Below are 16,649 nucleotides of genomic sequence, written 5' to 3' on the forward strand. Positions count from 1 at the left end.
CCGATCAGCCGCGCCCAGTCGACCCGAACCCGCCCGCCCCGCGCAGGGTGTCCGACAAGGCGTCGACCAGCTGATATTCCGCTTGCAACACGGGCGCGATCACAGCTTGCGCGATGCGGTCGCCGTGTCCGATCACGAACGGCTCTGCCCCCAGATTGATCAAGATCACGCCAAGCGGCCCGCGATAATCGCTGTCGATCGTGCCGGGCGCATTGGCCAGTGTCACACCGTGTTTCGCAGCAAGACCCGAACGGGGACGGATCTGCATTTCGACCCCTTGCGGAATTTCGACACGCAAACCGGTCGGCACCACGACACGCCCCATTGGCGCAAGCGTCCAGCCCGTATCGCGATCTGCAGCCGGCAAGTTGGCGCGCAGATCAGCGCCTGCCGACCCCTGCGTTTCATAGTCGGGCAGTGGCAGCGCAACATCGGCGCCTTTCTCACGGGTGACCTTGATCACTGGCATCAGCTACGCCTTTCGATCACATCTGCAATTCTTGCGGCCAGCTGTCGGGCCACATCGTCCTTGCTCATACGCGGCCACGCCTCTGCGCCGTCATCCGAAATCAGCGTCACGGCGTTTTCAGCCCCGCCCATGATCCCGGTTTCAGGGCTGACATCATTGGCCACGATCCAGTCGCAGCATTTTCGGCTGCGCTTGGCGGTTGCGTGTGCGATCACGTCATCCGTTTCGGCGGCAAAGCCCACGACAAGGCCGGGGCGACCAGTCTTCATCTGGCTCACGGTCGCGAGTATGTCGGGGTTTTCTGCAAATTCCAGAACCGGCAGACTGCCTGTCTGGTCCTTCTTGATCTTGCTGTCAGAGGCGGAGACCACACGCCAATCTGCCACGGCTGCGGCAAAGATGGCCGCATCGGCGGGAAGGGCCGATTGGACGGCCTCTAGCATTTCCTGCGCGCTTTGAACCTTCACGACATGCACGCCTTCTGGCGGCGGCACGTCGGCGGGGCCAGTGACAAATGTCACCTTGGCGCCCAACGCGGAGACCGCACGCGCCAGCGCCGTGCCCTGTGCGCCCGATGACCGGTTCGCGATATAGCGCACCGGGTCAATTGGTTCATGTGTCGGCCCCGAGGTCACAAGCACATGTTTGCCCTTCAGCGGCCCATCCATAAGTGCTGCCTCGACCGCCGCGACGATCTCCAGCGGCTCTGACATGCGACCCGGCCCGAATTCTCCACAGGCCATCGCGCCTTCGGTTGGGCCAACGAACAACACACCGTCATCCTTCAGTGTCGCCACATTTCGCTGACAGGCCGGGTGCGCCCACATCCGAACGTTCATGGCGGGCGCGACCAAAACATGCTTGTCTGTGGCCATCAAAAGGGTCGAGGCAAGATCATTGGCCAGCCCCGCCGCCATCTTGCCCAGCAGATCAGCCGTAGCAGGCGCCACAACAACCAGATCAGCAGCACGCGACAGCTCGATATGTCCCATCTCGGCCTCGTCCGTCAGGTCGAACAGCTCTGTATAGACCTTGCGTGCCGCCAGTCCCGACGCGGACAACGGTGTTACGAATTCCTGCCCGGCACGTGTGATGACCGGCGTCACCTCGGCCCCGCGTTCGCGCAACTTTCGGATCAGATCAAGCGATTTGAACGCGGCAATGCCGCCACCGATGATCAGAAGAATATGTTTGCCAGCCAGCATAAGCGCCCCCATCTAAGGTTCTTCAAACAGTTACGGGACCGTGGCAGCGGGTTCAATGGGCAGTTGAGCCCGGCCCTATTTTAACGACGCGCACGGATCAGGCCGCTCCACCGAGGGCGCGTCATAAAGCAGGTCAAATCCACCTTCGGGCGCCTGCCCGTCTTCAGCTTGCCCGATGGTCACCACTTTCAGGTCCGGCCGCAGGCGACGCAGATAGGCGGGGACCCCCCAATCTGACCGCGCATGACCATTGCCGGTGATGATCACGACGGGTCCGCCCGTCGCGTCGATCGCACCCAGCGTCACCTTGGCCAGGGTTGCGTCCCGCAGCCGCTGCACTTCGATCATGCCGCCCATCATATCGCGCGGCATCGCTTCGCAATGGGCGGCAAATTGAAGATCCAGCCGCAGGGCCTGTTCATCATCTGGCAGCGGGTGATCCAACCCAAACGCGGCCAAGTCACCATCAAAATGCGCGGCAACCCCGTCGGTATAAGTCGCGCGCGCCACTTCGCGCGGCACGGCTGCACCAAATATGCGCGCATCACTGGCTGTGAAAATCGGGCGATACATCTCATAATCCGGCCACCCGGCATCTTCCCACGCCGCCGCATAGCTTTGCGGGTCGGCCGCTAGGTCTGTGGCTTCGTCCTGTGTCAGCATCTCGACCACCAGCGCGGGCGGGGCAAGGGCCGCAACAATCCGTGCCTGAACGACATGGTGGGCGGGATTGTCATGTGTTTCCCCCACAATGACCACATCCGCGTCCGAGATCAGCGCCATATCCTGTGCACCGGGCACGGTGTCCATTGCCGCCAACGGAACCGGGATAAGAAATAAGGCGACCAGCAAAAGGGATTTCATGAGCAAAAGTTAGGGATGACCATCCCCTTCGACAAGCGCTTTCGTCTTGGCGGACCCTGTGTCGCAGTGCTAGGCACACGCCATGATGCTTTCGCTTCCACCTCTTACACTCGTCCTGGGCGGCGCGGCCTCGGGCAAATCGGACTATGCCGAACGGCTGGTCGCAGCCACGCAACGCCCGTTGGTCTACGTCGCCACCGCACAAGCCCATGACGACGAAATGACGGCGAAAATCGCCCGTCACAAAGCGCGGCGCGGCAAGATCTGGCGCACAATCGAAGCCCCACGCAATGTAACCGCCGCACTTGCCGATGTGCAGCCGAGCGGGGTCGTGTTGTTCGACTGCGCCACCATGTGGTTGTCCAACCAGTTGCTTGCGCAAGCCGACATCGCGCTGGAGGAAAGTGACTTACTTGCAGCGCTGTCCGCATGTCCAGCACCGGTCGTGGTCGTATCAAACGAGGTCGGCGCTGGGATCGTGCCCGAAAACTCACTGGCGCGTCAGTTTCGACAAGCACAGGGCGAACTGAACCAGCGTATCGCAGCGCGCGCCGATCTGGTGCTGACCGTGATGGCGGGATTGCCCTTGGTGCTGAAGGGTGCATTGCCGGACAACGCGCCATGACGGGTGCAATCAGTTGGTGGTGGGTGCGCCACGGGCCAACGCATGCCAAGTCAATGGTTGGCTGGCGGGACTTGCCCGCGGATCTGTCTGACAAGGCAACACTTGCGCGCCTGTCTGGACATTTGCCAGACAATGCGGCGCTTGTATCCTCGGACCTGATACGCGCCACGGCAACCGCAGATGCTATCACGCAGACGCGCAGGCGCCTTTCCGATCGCGCGGACTTGCGCGAATTCGACTTTGGCGATTGGGACGGTCTGCATTGGGATGACGTCGCACAGCGCGACCCGGACCTGTCCCGCGCCTTTTGGGAAACACCAGGCGACCACGCGGCGCCCAGTGGTGAAAGTTGGAACCAGCTGTCCGACAGGGTCAGCAATGCGGTGGACCAGATCAACGCTTCGGGTCATTCCCATGTCATCGCCGTCGCCCATTATGGCGTCATCCTGACCCAAATTGCGCGCGCTGGCCGCATGTCTGCCTATGAAGCGCTGGGACACAAGATTGACAACCTTTCGGTAACACGCCTTGACTGGGACGGCGCGGGCTGGAGCGTCGGATCAATCAACCACCTTCCCTGACCAGCACCGTCCGCCGCAAACCCGGAAGTGGCCGCGCAGCTTCCGCACAAGGCTGTTAACCATTCAGTAACCACACCCAACTAGTCTCAGCGATGTCTTTTCGGGGTCATCAGCAGGGGGCGCAATGATCGCGCGCATCAACACCGTCGCGTTTGAAGGTATTCGCGCCCGCCTTGTCGAAGTGCAATGCGCGCTGTCGCCCGGATTGCCCGGTTTCTCGATCGTCGGGTTGCCTGACAAAGCGGTATCAGAGGCCCGCGAACGAGTCCGCGCTGCGCTGTCAGCGATGTCCGTCGCCCTGCCCGCGCGCAAGATTGTCATCAACCTGTCGCCCGCAGACCTGCCAAAGGTCGGATCCCATTTTGACTTGCCGATCGCAATGGCGCTTTTGGCGGCTGCGGACCTTTTGAACAAAGAAGACATCGCAGATGTCGTGGCCTTGGGTGAACTTGCGCTCGACGGCTCGCTTTTGCCAGTCGCAGGCGCCCTGCCTGCCGCACTTGCCGCGGCCGAACACGAGATGTCCCTTTTCTGCCCAAAGGAATGCGGGGCCGAAGCGGCTTGGATCGGTGCCACCAAGGTCCACGGCGCGTCATCGCTGGCGGCGGTGCTTCAACATTTCTCAGGCCAAGCCCCTTTGCCAGTCGCTGAATCCGGCAATGTCACACAGACGGCAGCCTGCAAGGATTTGCGGGATGTGAAAGGGCAGGAACGCGCCAAACGCGCGCTGGAGATCGCGGCGGCAGGGCGCCATCACCTGTTGATGGTGGGCCCGCCAGGATCGGGGAAATCCATGCTGGCCGCCCGCCTTCCGGGCATCTTGCCTCCCATGACGCCAGCCGAGGCGCTTGAAACCTCGATGATCCAGTCGGTCTCTGGGCTGCTCGAAGGTGGTGGTATTTCTCAGACCCGACCCTATCGCGCGCCTCACCACACGGCCTCCATGGCCGCGATGGTCGGGGGCGGTCGCGGTGCAAAGCCCGGCGAAATTAGTTTGGCGCATAATGGTGTTCTGTTCATGGACGAGTTCCCGGAATTCAGCCGTCAGGTTCTTGAAACCCTTCGCCAACCTTTGGAAACCGGCGATGTCACCGTCGCGCGCGTCAACGCCCATATAAGATACCCCAGCCGCTTTCTGCTGATCGCGGCAGCCAACCCCTGCAAATGCGGCTATCTGACGGACGCGAACCGCGCCTGCAACCGCGCTCCTTTGTGCGCCGAGGATTATATGGGCCGCATTTCAGGTCCCTTGCTTGATCGGTTTGACCTGCGGATCGAGGTGCCTCCGGTCACATTTCAAGATCTTGACCTTCCCGCAAACGGAGAACCCTCTGAAGCTGTCATGCGCCGTGTCACCACGGCGCGTGCGGTGCAAGCGGATCGCTATGCCGACCTGGACGATGTCACCACCAATGCGGATATCGAGGGCGCCATATTAGAGCAGCACGCAAGTCCCGATGCCGACGGGCGCGAGATGCTGGTGAAGGCTTCAGAACGGTTTGGCTTGTCTGCACGCGGATATCATCGCGTGCTGCGGGTGGCGCGCACAATTGCCGACCTGGCCGAAGAACCGCATGTGTCCCGCAAACACATCGCCGAAGCGCTTAGCTTTCGGCTCGTGTCTCATCGTGAAACTGTCGTGTAATGAAATCTGCTGCCTGCCGCAAAGCCTGACGGGCTTCCGGCAACAGCCCATCGAGAATGACCCACACATGCGGCGCATCGGGCCATTCGTCCAGCGTGACCTGTCCGCCTACGGCACGAAGCACCTCAGCCATGCGCAGGCTTTCATCGCGCAAGATCTCGGTTGTTGAGAACTGGAAAAAGGCTGGTGGCGGGGTCGATTTATATCGGTGCAACACGGGCGAGGCCCGCACATTCTGCGCAGACGCACCCGCCAAGTAGTGATCTGTCACCAGATCGCGTCGGTCCGAAGGCAGCAGCGGGTCATTCTTCGCATTCTCATCGAACGACGGCGACGTGAACCGAAGATCGACAATCGGTGAAAAGGCAAATACCGCGCGCGGAAAGGGCAAAACACCATCAATTTCAGCAAGCAGTGAGAAGACCAGACCACCACCCGCGCTATCGCCACCCAGTATAATGTTTTCAGGACGATATCCCTTCTGGATCAAGTGCTTGTAAGCCGCAACGCAATCCTCGACAGCCGCTGGAAAAGGATCCTCAGGCGCTTTGCGGTAATCAGGCGCACAAATTCTGAGCCCGGTCATCCAAGCCAGGCGTGCCAGCAACTTGCGGTGAGTGTCTGGTGAGCCTGCGATGAACCCGCCGCCGTGAAAATACAAGATGATCTTGTTTGCAAGGGCTGGCCGCGTTGCGGGTCGGGTTTCTATCCACAACGCCCTTTGTGCACCGTGCCCGCCGGCAAGTGTCGCTTCGCGATACCACGCGAAGGGTGGCGCGCAAAACAGCCGGTTCGCGGCGCGCTCCAACTCATGTCTCGCTGGCGCTGGGTCTGTTAAGCGTCTGAGCCGCGTCTTCACGAACAGCCGCATGAACAGCTTGGTCAGCGTCAGCCGCAAGCTCATGAAAGCCGTGCCTCGATGGCCTGCCAGATTTTTTCGGCAATATTGACGCCGTCAAAGCGTTCCAGCTCTTGAATGCCGGTCGGTGATGTCACGTTGATTTCGGTCAGATAGTCGCCGATCACGTCAATACCAACAAAAACTTGCCCCTTTTCGCGCAAAAGCGGCCCGATGGCCGCGCATATCTCGCGGTCCCGATCAGTTAGTCCGACCTTCTCGGGGCGCCCGCCCACATGCATGTTAGACCGGGTTTCCCCCGCCGCAGGGACACGATTGATCGCGCCCACAGGTTCGCCATCCACCAAGATGATCCGCTTGTCCCCGTTCGAGACATCAGGAAGGAATTTCTGTGCAATCAGCGGTTCACGATTGATCCCCACAAAAAGCTCGTGCAGCGAGGCAAGGTTGCGGTCATTCTGATCAAGCCGAAAGACTCCAGCCCCGCCATTGCCGTAAAGCGGCTTCAGAATGATATCGCCATGCGCGTCCTTGAACGACTTCAGCGTGTCGAAATCTCGGGCGATCATGGTGGGTGGGGTTAGATCGGGAAACTGCAAGACAAGTAGCTTTTCGGGATAGTTTCGCACCCAGAAAGGATCGTTTACGACAAGTGTACCCGGGTGGATCATATCCAGAAGATGCGTGGTCGTGATATAGCTCATATCAAAAGGAGGATCCTGACGCAGCCAGACCACGTCAAACTCTCCCAAGTCAACATCAGCCCGGTCACCCAACGAAAAATGGTCGCCCTGAACCCGACGCACTGTCAACGGCCACCCGCGCGCAAAGACGTGACCCTCACGAAAGCTAAGATGGTCCGGCGTGTAGTAGAACAGCTCGTGACCGCGCGCCTGTGCTTCTTCGGCAATCCGAAAACTGCTGTCCGCTTCAATATTGATGCGGTCGATCGGGTCCATCTGAATTGCTATTTTCAGCGACATGGCGCACTCCTTCTGGTTTCTCCCTACATGGGACAGAGCGCGCTGCGGTGCAATGGGCTTCAATACGCCAATGCGTTTTCGATAATCTGCATTTCGCCTTTGGCGTTGACCAGAGCGACGTCAAAGCGGAAAGGCGTCAGCTGGCCGTTTGGTTGGGCTTCGAGAAACTCGAAGATCGTCGCCTGAATGCGTTGGACTTGTGCCCGCGTGACGCGTTCAGCCGCGCGCAGGAAGTCCTTCGACTTCTTCACTTCGACAAAGACCAGATCAGCGCCATCGCGTGTGATCAGGTCGATTTCGCCATGCCGCCCGCGCCATCTCTGGCATTCTGTGCGACAGCCGCGCGCTTCATAGTGCATCGTGACGGATTGTTCGGCCGACAGACCCGACAGATAAGAAACGAGCCCGCTCATTTCTTTTTTCCCAATTCAAGCGCCGACTGATAGACCTTGCGCCTTGGCAAACCCAGCGCCTGTGAAACAGCATTCACCGCGTCTTTCATCGACATGTCCGACATCGCTTTGGTCAACATCTCTTCCATTGCGCCTTCATCCTGCACGTCGCTGCCACGGTCTAGAACGAAAACAACCTCTCCCCTGATCGGGTTTTCAGCCAGGTCCTGCGCCAACTCAGCAACGGTTCCGCGCTTGATTTCTTCAAACTTCTTGGTCAACTCTCGACAGATTGCGGCCTGCCTTTGACCGGCATCACAGGAACACAATTCAGCTAACAATTTCTGAACGCGCTTAGGGCTTTCAAAGAAAACAAGCGTTGCGGGGATCGGCAGCAGCTCTGCCAGCCAGCTCGCGCGGGGGCCTTTTGCGGCTGGCGGAAAGCCTGCGAAAAGAAATCTGTCGGTTGGCAGACCCGACAAACTTAGCGCCGCCAAGGTCGCCGAAGCACCCGGCACCGCAGTCACAAGATGGCCGTCGCGTGCCACCTCTCGCGCCAGGGCAAAGCCCGGATCAGCGATCAGGGGGCTTCCCGCCTCGCTGGCATAGGCCACGGATTTGCCCTCCGCGATCAGTTTTTCGATCCCGGCACGTCCAGCCCCGCCGGAATGGTCGTGGTAGGGCAAAATGCGACGGCCCCCAAGCGAGATCCCGTGGATTTCCATCAGCCGCCGGGTTGTTCGAGTGTCTTCCGCAGCGATCACATCCGCCGACGCCAGAATATCCAGCGCTCGAAGGGTGATATCACGCGAATTTCCGATGGGCGTCGCCACAAGATAGAGGCCCGGATCAAGCTGGATGTTCTGGGGTTTCACACTGGACCTGTCAGTTGGGGAGTCTATTATAAGCTCGTCTGCCGGGGTATTTTGACGCCTCGCCCGGGAAAGGATTTGTTTATGTTCGCTGTTTTCGCTCGCACTCGCAAGGCGCTGGGTGCCCTGCTTGCCTTTGTATCACTTTCAGGGCTGGTCGCCTGTACGGTCGCAGGACCGCAAACTGGCCCAAGTATCAATACCAACAAGCCTGTTCCGGTGGCCCTGCTGGTTCCTGGCGGGTCGACATCCGCCAACGATGCGAGCCTTGCAACCTCGCTTGAAAACGCGGCGCGCATGGCCATGGCAGAGCTGTCCGGGGTCAAGGTAGACCTGCGCGTCTACAACACTGGTGGCAACCCGAATCAGGCCGCCGCGATGGCGACGAAAGCGGTGAACGACGGGGCCAAGATCATTCTTGGGCCGGTTTTCGCGCAGAGCGCCAACGCAGCCGGACTGGCGGTCGCGCGACGCAATGTGAATGTGCTGAGCTTTTCGAACAACCCCGATATCGCTGGTGGCAACGTCTTCATCCTGGGCAACACCTTTGGGAACGTCGCTGATCGGTTGGTCCGTTACGCCGCCCGTCAAGGCAAGGGTCGTATCATGATCCTGCATGGAAATGATCAAGCCGAGATCACCGGGCGCAGCGCCATTCAAAGCGCCATCGCCAATTCCAGCGCGACGCTGGCGGGGACGGCCTCTTTCGAGCTGTCGCAAAGCGGGATCGTGAACGCGATGCCGGGCATAAGCGCACAAATCAAAAACTCGGGCGCGCAATCGGTGTTCCTCACCTCGGGCACCTCGGGCGCACTTCCGTTTCTGGCGGGGCTGCTGCCGGAAAACGGCGTAAGTCCGGCAACCAAGCAATTCATCGGCCTGCAACGCTGGGACATTCCATCGAACGCATTGGCCCTGCCGGGCCTGCAAGGTGGTTGGTTCGCTTTGCCTGATCCCGCCTTGGCCAACCGCTTTAACAGCCGCTACCAAGCGCGTTATGGCGCAGCGCCCCATCCGATCGCTGGACTTGCCTATGACGGCATTGCTGCCATCGGCGCCTTGGTCAAATCCGGCAAGGCGGACGCGCTGACCTCGACCGCCCTGACACAAGGGCAAGGCTTTGTCGGCGTGAATGGCATCTTCCGCTTGCGCGGCAATGGCACCAACGAGCGCGGCTTGGCCGTCGCTCAGATCCAGAACAACCAGGTCATCATTATCGACCCTGCACCCAGAAGCTTCGGCGGTGCCGGGTTCTGAACTCCGCCGGGGGACGACGCCCCCGGACTCCGACCTGATCTGCCCAGCGCGCGACATCATTGATGGTGACGCGCTCTGGGCTTCACTTTGCCTTGAATTCGAAGACACAAAGGACGCGGCCGAGATCCGCAACCTGACCGTCAGCAGCCTGCGAACTGCCATGGCAGCGGGCCGCGAGGCTATTGCCGACGCGCTGTGCGAACGCCCCCTTAATGCGTATCCAGCCACGGCGGCCTATGCCTATTTGACGGATGTGCTTGTCACGCTCGTCCACCGGGTTGCGACCCAGCGCCTGCATCCGCTCGCGAACCCAACCACCGCTGAACGGATCGCCGTGTTGGCTGTCGGCGGCTATGGGCGGGGCGAAATGGCGCCGCAATCTGACGTCGACCTTCTGATCCTGACGCCCTACAAAATCACGGCCTGGGCGGAAAGCGTCATCGAAAGCATGCTCTACATGCTGTGGGATTTGCGCCTGAAGGTCGGTCATGCCTCGCGCACAATCGAAGACTGTCTGCGCCTTGGGCGCGAGGATTTCACCATCCGCACCGCCTTGCTGGAACAACGCTTTGTCTGCGGCGACGCCCCGCTTGCCGCAGAGCTGGAAAACCGGCTTTGGTCGGACTTGTTCGAGGGCACTCTGGCCGAATTCATCGAAGCCAAGCTGGCCGAGCGCGATGCCCGTCACGAGAAGCAAGGCGGTCAGCGCTATATCGTCGAGCCGAACGTGAAAGAAGGCAAAGGCGGGCTGCGCGATCTGCAAACTCTGTTCTGGGTTGCAAAGTATCAACACCACGTCACAGAACCAGCAGACCTTGTGTCCAAGGGTGTCTTTTCAGAAGACGAATTTGCCAGCTTCCGCGCTGCCGAGGAATTCCTGTGGGCGGTGCGATGCCAAATGCATCTGGCAACCAATCGCCCGTCAGACCAGCTGACCTTCGACTTGCAAGTCGAAGTTGGCGAACGGTTGGGGTTCAAGGACACCGAGGGGCGGCGTGGGGTCGAACATTTCATGCAGGCCTATTTCCGCCACGCCACGCAGGTGGGCGACTTGACCCGGATCGTGCTGACCGAACTTGAAGCGGCACACCTCAAGCAATTGCCGCGCCTGATGCGCCTATTGAAGCGTCGCAAGAAGCTGCGCCATGGGTTCATCGAAAGGCACGGGCGTCTTGCCGTCACGGACGAGCCGGGCTTTCTGGAAGATAAACTGAACATTCTTCGACTGTTTGAAGAGGGCTTGCGCACCGGATTGTTGATCCACCCCGACGCCATGCGGCTGGTGTCGCGCAACCTTGGCCTGATCGACGAGCAAATGCGCAACGACAAGGAAGCCACGCGGATCTTTCTTGATTTGCTGCTCAAGCACGGCAACCCCGAACGCGCACTTCGCCGGATGAACGAACTGGGCGTTCTGGCCGCGTTCATTCCTGAGTTTGAACCCATCGTGGCGATGATGCAGTTCAACATGTATCACTCGTATACGGTGGACGAACACACCATTCAGGTGATTTCGAACTTTGCACAGCTCGAACGCGGCGAACTTGACGACGAACTGCCGATCAGTGCGGAAATCCTTGGACGCGGCGTTAATAGAAAGACCTTGATGGTGGCAATGCTGTTGCATGACATCGGCAAGGGGCGGCCACAGGACCATTCGGTTCTGGGCGCTCAGATCGCGCGCAAAGTGGCGCCCCGTCTGGGCCTGAACCTGCGCGAATGCGAAACGGTCGAATGGCTGGTGCGCTATCATCTTCTGATGTCGGACATGGCCCAGAAACGCGATATCGCCGACCCCCGAACCGTGCGCGATTTTGCGAAGGCGGTGAAAACCGTGCAGCGGCTGGACCTGCTGACCGTTCTGACCGTGTGCGACATACGCGGTGTCGGCCCAAACACGTGGAACAACTGGAAGGCCACGTTGATCCGCACTCTTTATCGCCAGACGCGGCGCGCGCTGGAAGACGGCATGGAGGCCCTGAACCGTGAAAACCGCGGCGCCGAGGCCAAGCGCACCTTGCGTGACGCACTGGCGCATTGGTCGCCAAAAGAGCTCAAGAAAGAGACCTCACGCCACTATGACAGCTACTGGCAGGGGCTGCATATCACCGCGCATCTCGCCTTTGCCGAACTGCTTTATAACATCGGGGAAGACGAGGTTCGTATCGAGCTTGAGCCCGACGAAGAACGCGACGTGACCCGCGCCTATATCGTGCTGGCCGACCATCCGGGCATCTTTTCGCGACTGGCAGGCGCTCTGTCATTGGTCGGGGCAAATATCGTCGATGCGCGCACCTATACCTCGAAAGATGGTTATGCCACCGCCTGTTTCTGGATGCAGGATGCCGAAGGCAAGCCGTTTGACGCAAACAAACTGCCGCGCTTGACCCAGATGATCCACAAGTCCCTGAAAGGCGAGATCATCACCCAAGACGCCATGGCCAACCGCGACAAGCTGAAGAAACGCGAACGCGCCTTTAGAGTGCCCACAACCATCACCTTCGACAATGACGGGTCCGAGATTTACACGATCATCGAAGTCGATACCCGTGACCGGCCCGGGCTTTTGTTCGACCTGACGCGGACGCTGGCAGATGCCAATGTTTATATTGCCTCGGCGGTGATTGCGACTTATGGCGAACAGGTGGTCGATGCCTTCTATGTCAAGGATATGTTCGGTTTGAAATTCCATTCGGAACACAAACAGCAGCAACTGGAAGGCAAGTTGCGAACGGCCATTGAAAAAGGCGTCATAAGGGCGACGGCATAATGGCATCGGGATTGGCACGGGGTTTCATGACCGTCGGCGGCTGGACAATGGCCAGCCGCATTCTGGGCTTTGTGCGCGACATCATGATCGGTGCATTTCTCGGTTCGTCTGCCGTGGCCGAAGCCTTCCTGATTGCCTTTTCCCTGCCCAATATGTTTCGTCGATTCTTTGCCGAAGGCACCTTGAACGTCGCCTTCGTGCCGATGTTCGCCAAGAAGCACGAAGCCGGCGACGGCGCATTGGAATTTGCCCGAGACGCCTTTTCCGGGCTGGCCTTTGTGTTGGTCATCTTTTCGGTCGTGGCGCAGATCTTCATGCCCGCACTGGTCTATGCCATGGCATCGGGCTTCACTGATGACAGCCGGTTCGATCTGGCAGTCACCTATGGGCGTATTGCGTTTCCCTATATCCTGTTCATTTCGCTGGCCGCCCTCTTATCGGGCGTATTGAACGCCACGAGCAGGTTCATGGCCGCCGCCGCCGCCCCTGTTTTGTTGAACGTGATTTTCATCACCGCAATGTTTGTCGCGGACTTTTCTGGCCACGACATCGGCAACGCCTTGGCGTGGACTGTGCCGATTGCCGGGATCGCACAGGTCGCGCTGGTCTGGTTTGCCGCAGCCCGCGCGGGCTTTCGCCTCATCCCACGGATGCCGCACATGACGCCAGAGCTGAAGCGATTGGCCATCATTGCTGCGCCCGCCGCTCTGGCCGGAGGCGTCACACAGGTGAACCTGTTGGTCGGGCGGCAAGTCGCCAGCTTCTTCGACGGCGCCGTTGCTTGGCTTTACTATGCCGACCGGCTTTATCAACTGCCTTTGGGCGTTGTGGGCATTGCCATTGGGGTCGTGCTTCTGCCCGAGCTTTCCCGAAACCTGCGGTCAGGCGACCATAAGGCCGGAAGAGACGCCTTAAGCCGCGCGGGGGAGCTTTCGCTGGCGCTGACGGTGCCGGCTGCGGTGGCCCTGATTGTCGTTCCAACGCAACTGATCGAGGTTCTGTTTCACCGTGGGGCCTTCACCGCCGATGACACTGCGCGCACCGCGCTGGCCACGGCAGTCTATGGCGCAGGCCTGCCTGCCTTTGTCCTGCAAAAGGTGTTGGCGTCAGTCTATTTCGCGCGCGAAAACACCAAAACCCCTTTCCACTTTGCGCTGATCGGAATGGTCGTGAACGCGGTGTTGGCCATTGGGCTTAGCTATTGGATGGGCTTCATTGCCGCTGCCATCGGGACAACGGTGGCCGGCTGGACGATCACCGGCCTGATCTGGATCGGAGCGGCCCGGATGGGCGAAGACACCCGCTTTGACGCCCGGTTCTGGAAACGCTTTTGGCGCATCGCGGCGGCCAGCTGGGCAATGGGCGCTCTGTTGATCCTTATGGTCATCGCCATGGGCCCCATGTTCGGCATGCCCGGCCTGAAGATCATCGCCTTGACCATACTCGTCGGTGGTGGGATTGCGGCATACGGCCTTCTTGGCCAGCTTCTCGGGGCCTTTCGCCTGTCTGAGATCAAAGCATCCCTGCGCCGTGGCCAATAGCCTTAGCGCCTGCGCAAACGCACCAGAACCCTTGACCACCCGCCCGGGCTGACCACAAAGGACAGCCCGAAGCCAGACACAAAGCCCGCCAATTCAGACACCCATGTCAGCCCCGCACCGAACAACAGGCCAAAGATCAACTGCAATGCCATCAAGAAGGCGATGATCCGGAAGGCAGACAGCTGGTTGCCCCCCGTCATCGCCAGTTCGGCCCACAAAAGAAATGTGTAGGCGCCAATCAGGCCGTAGACGGCTGGATACCCCCCGAACAACACCACTGGCGTGTCCCAGACGACCCAATAGGCCAAGGCCCCGACGATGGATGCGCCAAAGAACACAACCAGAAAGGCGAAAGGTGAAAAGACCTCGCCCACCATCTTGCCCAGCGCCAACAGGAAAACGAGCACGAACAGCAGATGCGTGAAGCTCAGATGCAGGAACGGATAGGTCACAAATCGCGCCAGATCCGACAAGGGATACCGGCCGTTTTCAACCATCCACGAGAAGAGCGGCTCGCGAAAACCCCAGTTTTCAATGGCCGATATTCGCCAGCCAGCGGCTTCAGGTCCACCGGCAAGGCCCATGGTGCCTGCCGCAAACACCAACTCGATGCCAATCAGGAAGACGGCAAGCGCAACAACCACGGGCGGCAAGGGGTTAACGGGGTTTTCTTCACGATAACTGCTCATTCTGGGCGCTCCTTGGCCTCTTCTTTCCGGCCCTTTCTTGACGGGCTATGTCCACATGGGTAAGCGACGTGAGGTAAGAAATCCAGACGGAGTGAAAACATGACCAATCACACGCCACGCGTCTTCTCAGGCGTCAAGCCTTCGGGCGGGCTGCAATTGGGCAACTACCTTGGTGCCATCAAACGATTTGTGGACATGCAAGGACAGGATTACGAGGCGATCTATTGCGTTGTAGACCTTCACGCCATCACCGTCTGGCAAGACCCGAAAGAGCTGAAGGACGCAACTCGCGAAGTGACGGCTGGCTATCTGGCGGCCGGGATTGATCCAGCCCAGTCGGTGCTGTTCAATCAAAGTCAGGTGCCCGCCCATGCAGAGCTGGCATGGCTGTTCAACTGCGTAGCGCGTGTTGGCTGGATGAACCGCATGACGCAGTTCAAGGACAAAGCGGGCAAGAACGCCGAAAAGGTGTCGCTGGGCCTTTATGCCTATCCTGCTCTGATGGCCGCCGACATTCTGCTCTATCACGCGACCCACGTTCCTGTGGGCGAGGACCAGAAGCAGCATGTCGAGCTGACGCGCGACATCGCCGCCAAGTTCAACCACGACTTCGGTGCCGAAGGGTTCTTCCCCCTGCCAGACCCCATCATCGAAGGTCCGGCCACCCGTGTGATGAACCTGCGCGACGGGTCGAAGAAGATGTCCAAGTCGGGCGACAGCGACATGGAGCGCATCAACATGACCGATGACGCCGACACGATCTCCAAAAAATTCAAGAAGGCGCGCACCGACCCGGAACCCTTGCCCGACACGCTTGAGGGCCTGAAGGGGCGGCCAGAAGCGCGCAACCTAGTGGATATCTACGCGGGCCTGTCCGAGACGTCACCCGAGGCCGTAATTGCGGAGTTTGCCGGGGCTGGATGGGGCAAATTCAAACCCGCTTTGGCGGATCTGGCTGTCGAAAAGCTTGGACCCATTTCGCAGGAAATGGCGCGCCTGATGGGCGACAAGGTGGAAATCGACCGTGTGCTGGCGGAAGGGGCCGAAAAGGCGGAAGCCATTGCGCAACCGATCCTTGACCAAGCCTATGACATCACGGGGTTCTTGCGATCCCGCAAACGCTAGGGGCAAAACGGGGCGACATAGGGTCATCGTGACAAGCGACCGGCGCACCATCGCTGGCGCCTGCCCATTTCGTGATTTTGTGCCTGACCGAAGCTGGACTATGCTTGCCAGATCAGGGAGGCCAAAATGAAGCGCAAGGACTATTTCAGCAAGGATATCACCGTCACCTTTGATCTGGGGCGGTGCATCCATTCCCGCAATTGCTTCTTACAATTGCCAGAGGTTTTCGATCCATCCAAGCGGCCTTGGGTCCAAGCTGACAATGCGGCCGCCGATGACATCGCAGCCACTATCCGCGCCTGCCCCTCGGGGGCATTGGCTTTCAAACGGGCGGACGGAAGCGCCGAGAAACCGCCGAAAATCAATCGCTTGGCGATCTGGGAAAACGGGCCGCTTATTGTGGCGGGCGAGATTTCAGTCGAAGGGGCCGACCCTGAAACACGTGTCGCGATGTGCCGCTGTGGGGCGTCGAAGAACAAACCTTACTGCGATGGCAGCCACGTCGAGGCCGGCTTCAAAACCACCGGCGAGCCCACGCCAAAATCGCCACCGACCAACGACGATCAGGGTGGCGGCGCGCTGGTGTCTCGTGTGCCGGATGGCCCCTTGAAAGTGGAAGGCAATCTGGAGATCTGCACTGGCACGGGAAAACAGATCGCCAAGACCTCGAAGGCATTTTTGTGCCGCTGCGGCGCCTCGAAAAACAAGCCGTTTTGTGACGGGAGCCACAAGGAAATCGGGTTTCAGGATAGCGTCAAACCCAACTAGGCCG

16 protein-coding genes are annotated in these 16,649 nt (G+C 59.7%); 8 read left to right on the forward strand and 8 right to left on the reverse strand.

The window, feature by feature from the left end; all coding sequences use genetic code 11:
• Positions 1 to 4 precede the first annotated feature (4 nt).
• The 3 genes from dut to ACXYMP_RS10825 form a co-directional block, all read right to left on the reverse strand.
• The gene (gene dut, locus ACXYMP_RS10815) at positions 5 to 472 is read right to left on the reverse strand and encodes a dUTP diphosphatase (protein WP_298569510.1); all 468 of its coding nucleotides are present in this window, start codon (positions 470 to 472) and stop codon (positions 5 to 7) included.
• Positions 469 to 1,674 (reverse strand): bifunctional phosphopantothenoylcysteine decarboxylase/phosphopantothenate--cysteine ligase CoaBC, encoded by a 1,206-nt coding sequence (gene coaBC, locus ACXYMP_RS10820; protein WP_458906223.1) that lies wholly within the window; start codon positions 1,672 to 1,674, stop codon positions 469 to 471. The genes dut and coaBC overlap by 4 nt, the downstream gene beginning before the upstream one ends.
• Positions 1,675 to 1,749: 75 nt before the next feature.
• Complete coding sequence (locus ACXYMP_RS10825) at positions 1,750 to 2,538, reverse strand: ChaN family lipoprotein (protein ID WP_458906225.1); 789 nt, start codon at positions 2,536 to 2,538, stop codon at positions 1,750 to 1,752.
• 82 nt (positions 2,539 to 2,620) lie between these two features.
• On the opposite strand from ACXYMP_RS10825, the gene cobU reads away from it, so the two are divergent.
• The 3 genes from cobU to ACXYMP_RS10840 all read left to right on the forward strand — a co-directional run bounded on the left by cobU (position 2,621) and on the right by ACXYMP_RS10840 (position 5,389).
• Entirely contained in the window at positions 2,621 to 3,163 is a 543-nt protein-coding gene (gene cobU / locus ACXYMP_RS10830) for a bifunctional adenosylcobinamide kinase/adenosylcobinamide-phosphate guanylyltransferase (RefSeq protein ID WP_298569325.1), read from the forward strand.
• Positions 3,160 to 3,744, forward strand: a complete 585-nt coding sequence (locus tag ACXYMP_RS10835; protein ID WP_458906227.1) for a histidine phosphatase family protein — start codon at positions 3,160 to 3,162, stop codon at positions 3,742 to 3,744. Before cobU ends, ACXYMP_RS10835 begins: the two co-directional genes overlap by 4 nt.
• A gap of 124 nt (positions 3,745 to 3,868) precedes the next feature.
• Positions 3,869 to 5,389, forward strand: a complete 1,521-nt coding sequence (locus ACXYMP_RS10840) for a YifB family Mg chelatase-like AAA ATPase (RefSeq protein WP_458906229.1) — start codon at positions 3,869 to 3,871, stop codon at positions 5,387 to 5,389.
• On the opposite strand, the gene ACXYMP_RS10845 is transcribed toward ACXYMP_RS10840, so the two are convergent.
• The 4 genes from ACXYMP_RS10845 to rsmI are packed head-to-tail and all read right to left on the reverse strand — an operon-like array spanning position 5,349 to position 8,498.
• Positions 5,349 to 6,293 (reverse strand): alpha/beta hydrolase, encoded by a 945-nt coding sequence (locus ACXYMP_RS10845; protein WP_458906231.1) that lies wholly within the window; start codon positions 6,291 to 6,293, stop codon positions 5,349 to 5,351. The genes ACXYMP_RS10840 and ACXYMP_RS10845 overlap by 41 nt on opposite strands.
• Entirely contained in the window at positions 6,290 to 7,231 is a 942-nt protein-coding gene (gshB, locus tag ACXYMP_RS10850; protein ID WP_458906233.1) for a glutathione synthase, read from the reverse strand. Before gshB ends, ACXYMP_RS10845 begins: the two co-directional genes overlap by 4 nt.
• Before the next feature lie 59 nt (positions 7,232 to 7,290).
• On the reverse strand, positions 7,291 to 7,644 hold the full coding sequence (locus tag ACXYMP_RS10855) for a YraN family protein (RefSeq protein WP_298569310.1): 354 nt from the start codon (positions 7,642 to 7,644) through the stop codon (positions 7,291 to 7,293).
• Positions 7,641 to 8,498, reverse strand: coding sequence for a 16S rRNA (cytidine(1402)-2'-O)-methyltransferase (gene rsmI, locus ACXYMP_RS10860; RefSeq protein WP_458906236.1), 858 nt, complete (start codon positions 8,496 to 8,498; stop codon positions 7,641 to 7,643). The genes ACXYMP_RS10855 and rsmI overlap by 4 nt, the downstream gene beginning before the upstream one ends.
• A gap of 81 nt (positions 8,499 to 8,579) precedes the next feature.
• Here rsmI and ACXYMP_RS10865 point away from each other — a divergent pair, with 81 nt between their 5' ends.
• From ACXYMP_RS10865 to murJ, 3 genes are read left to right on the forward strand one after another with little or no spacing between them, the layout of a single operon-like run.
• Positions 8,580 to 9,752, forward strand: a complete 1,173-nt coding sequence (locus ACXYMP_RS10865) for a penicillin-binding protein activator (RefSeq protein WP_298569303.1) — start codon at positions 8,580 to 8,582, stop codon at positions 9,750 to 9,752.
• The gene (locus ACXYMP_RS10870) at positions 9,652 to 12,522 is read left to right on the forward strand and encodes a [protein-PII] uridylyltransferase (RefSeq protein WP_298569300.1); all 2,871 of its coding nucleotides are present in this window, start codon (positions 9,652 to 9,654) and stop codon (positions 12,520 to 12,522) included. Before ACXYMP_RS10865 ends, ACXYMP_RS10870 begins: the two co-directional genes overlap by 101 nt.
• A complete protein-coding gene (gene murJ, locus ACXYMP_RS10875; protein ID WP_458906239.1) occupies positions 12,522 to 14,063 on the forward strand; it encodes a murein biosynthesis integral membrane protein MurJ in 1,542 nt (513 codons plus the stop codon). Before ACXYMP_RS10870 ends, murJ begins: the two co-directional genes overlap by 1 nt.
• A 2-nt stretch (positions 14,064 to 14,065) precedes the next feature.
• On the opposite strand, the gene ACXYMP_RS10880 is transcribed toward murJ, so the two are convergent.
• Entirely contained in the window at positions 14,066 to 14,752 is a 687-nt protein-coding gene (locus ACXYMP_RS10880; RefSeq protein WP_298569293.1) for a rhomboid family intramembrane serine protease, read from the reverse strand.
• Between the two features lie 99 nt (positions 14,753 to 14,851).
• Between ACXYMP_RS10880 and trpS the strand changes: the two genes are divergently transcribed.
• Entirely contained in the window at positions 14,852 to 15,877 is a 1,026-nt protein-coding gene (gene trpS, locus ACXYMP_RS10885; protein ID WP_458906241.1) for a tryptophan--tRNA ligase, read from the forward strand.
• Between the two features lie 126 nt (positions 15,878 to 16,003).
• Positions 16,004 to 16,645 (forward strand): CDGSH iron-sulfur domain-containing protein, encoded by a 642-nt coding sequence (locus ACXYMP_RS10890; protein WP_458906243.1) that lies wholly within the window; start codon positions 16,004 to 16,006, stop codon positions 16,643 to 16,645.
• The last annotated feature ends 4 nt before the right edge of the window (positions 16,646 to 16,649 follow it).

The organism is Aliiroseovarius sp. CAU 1755, from assembly GCF_054482655.1.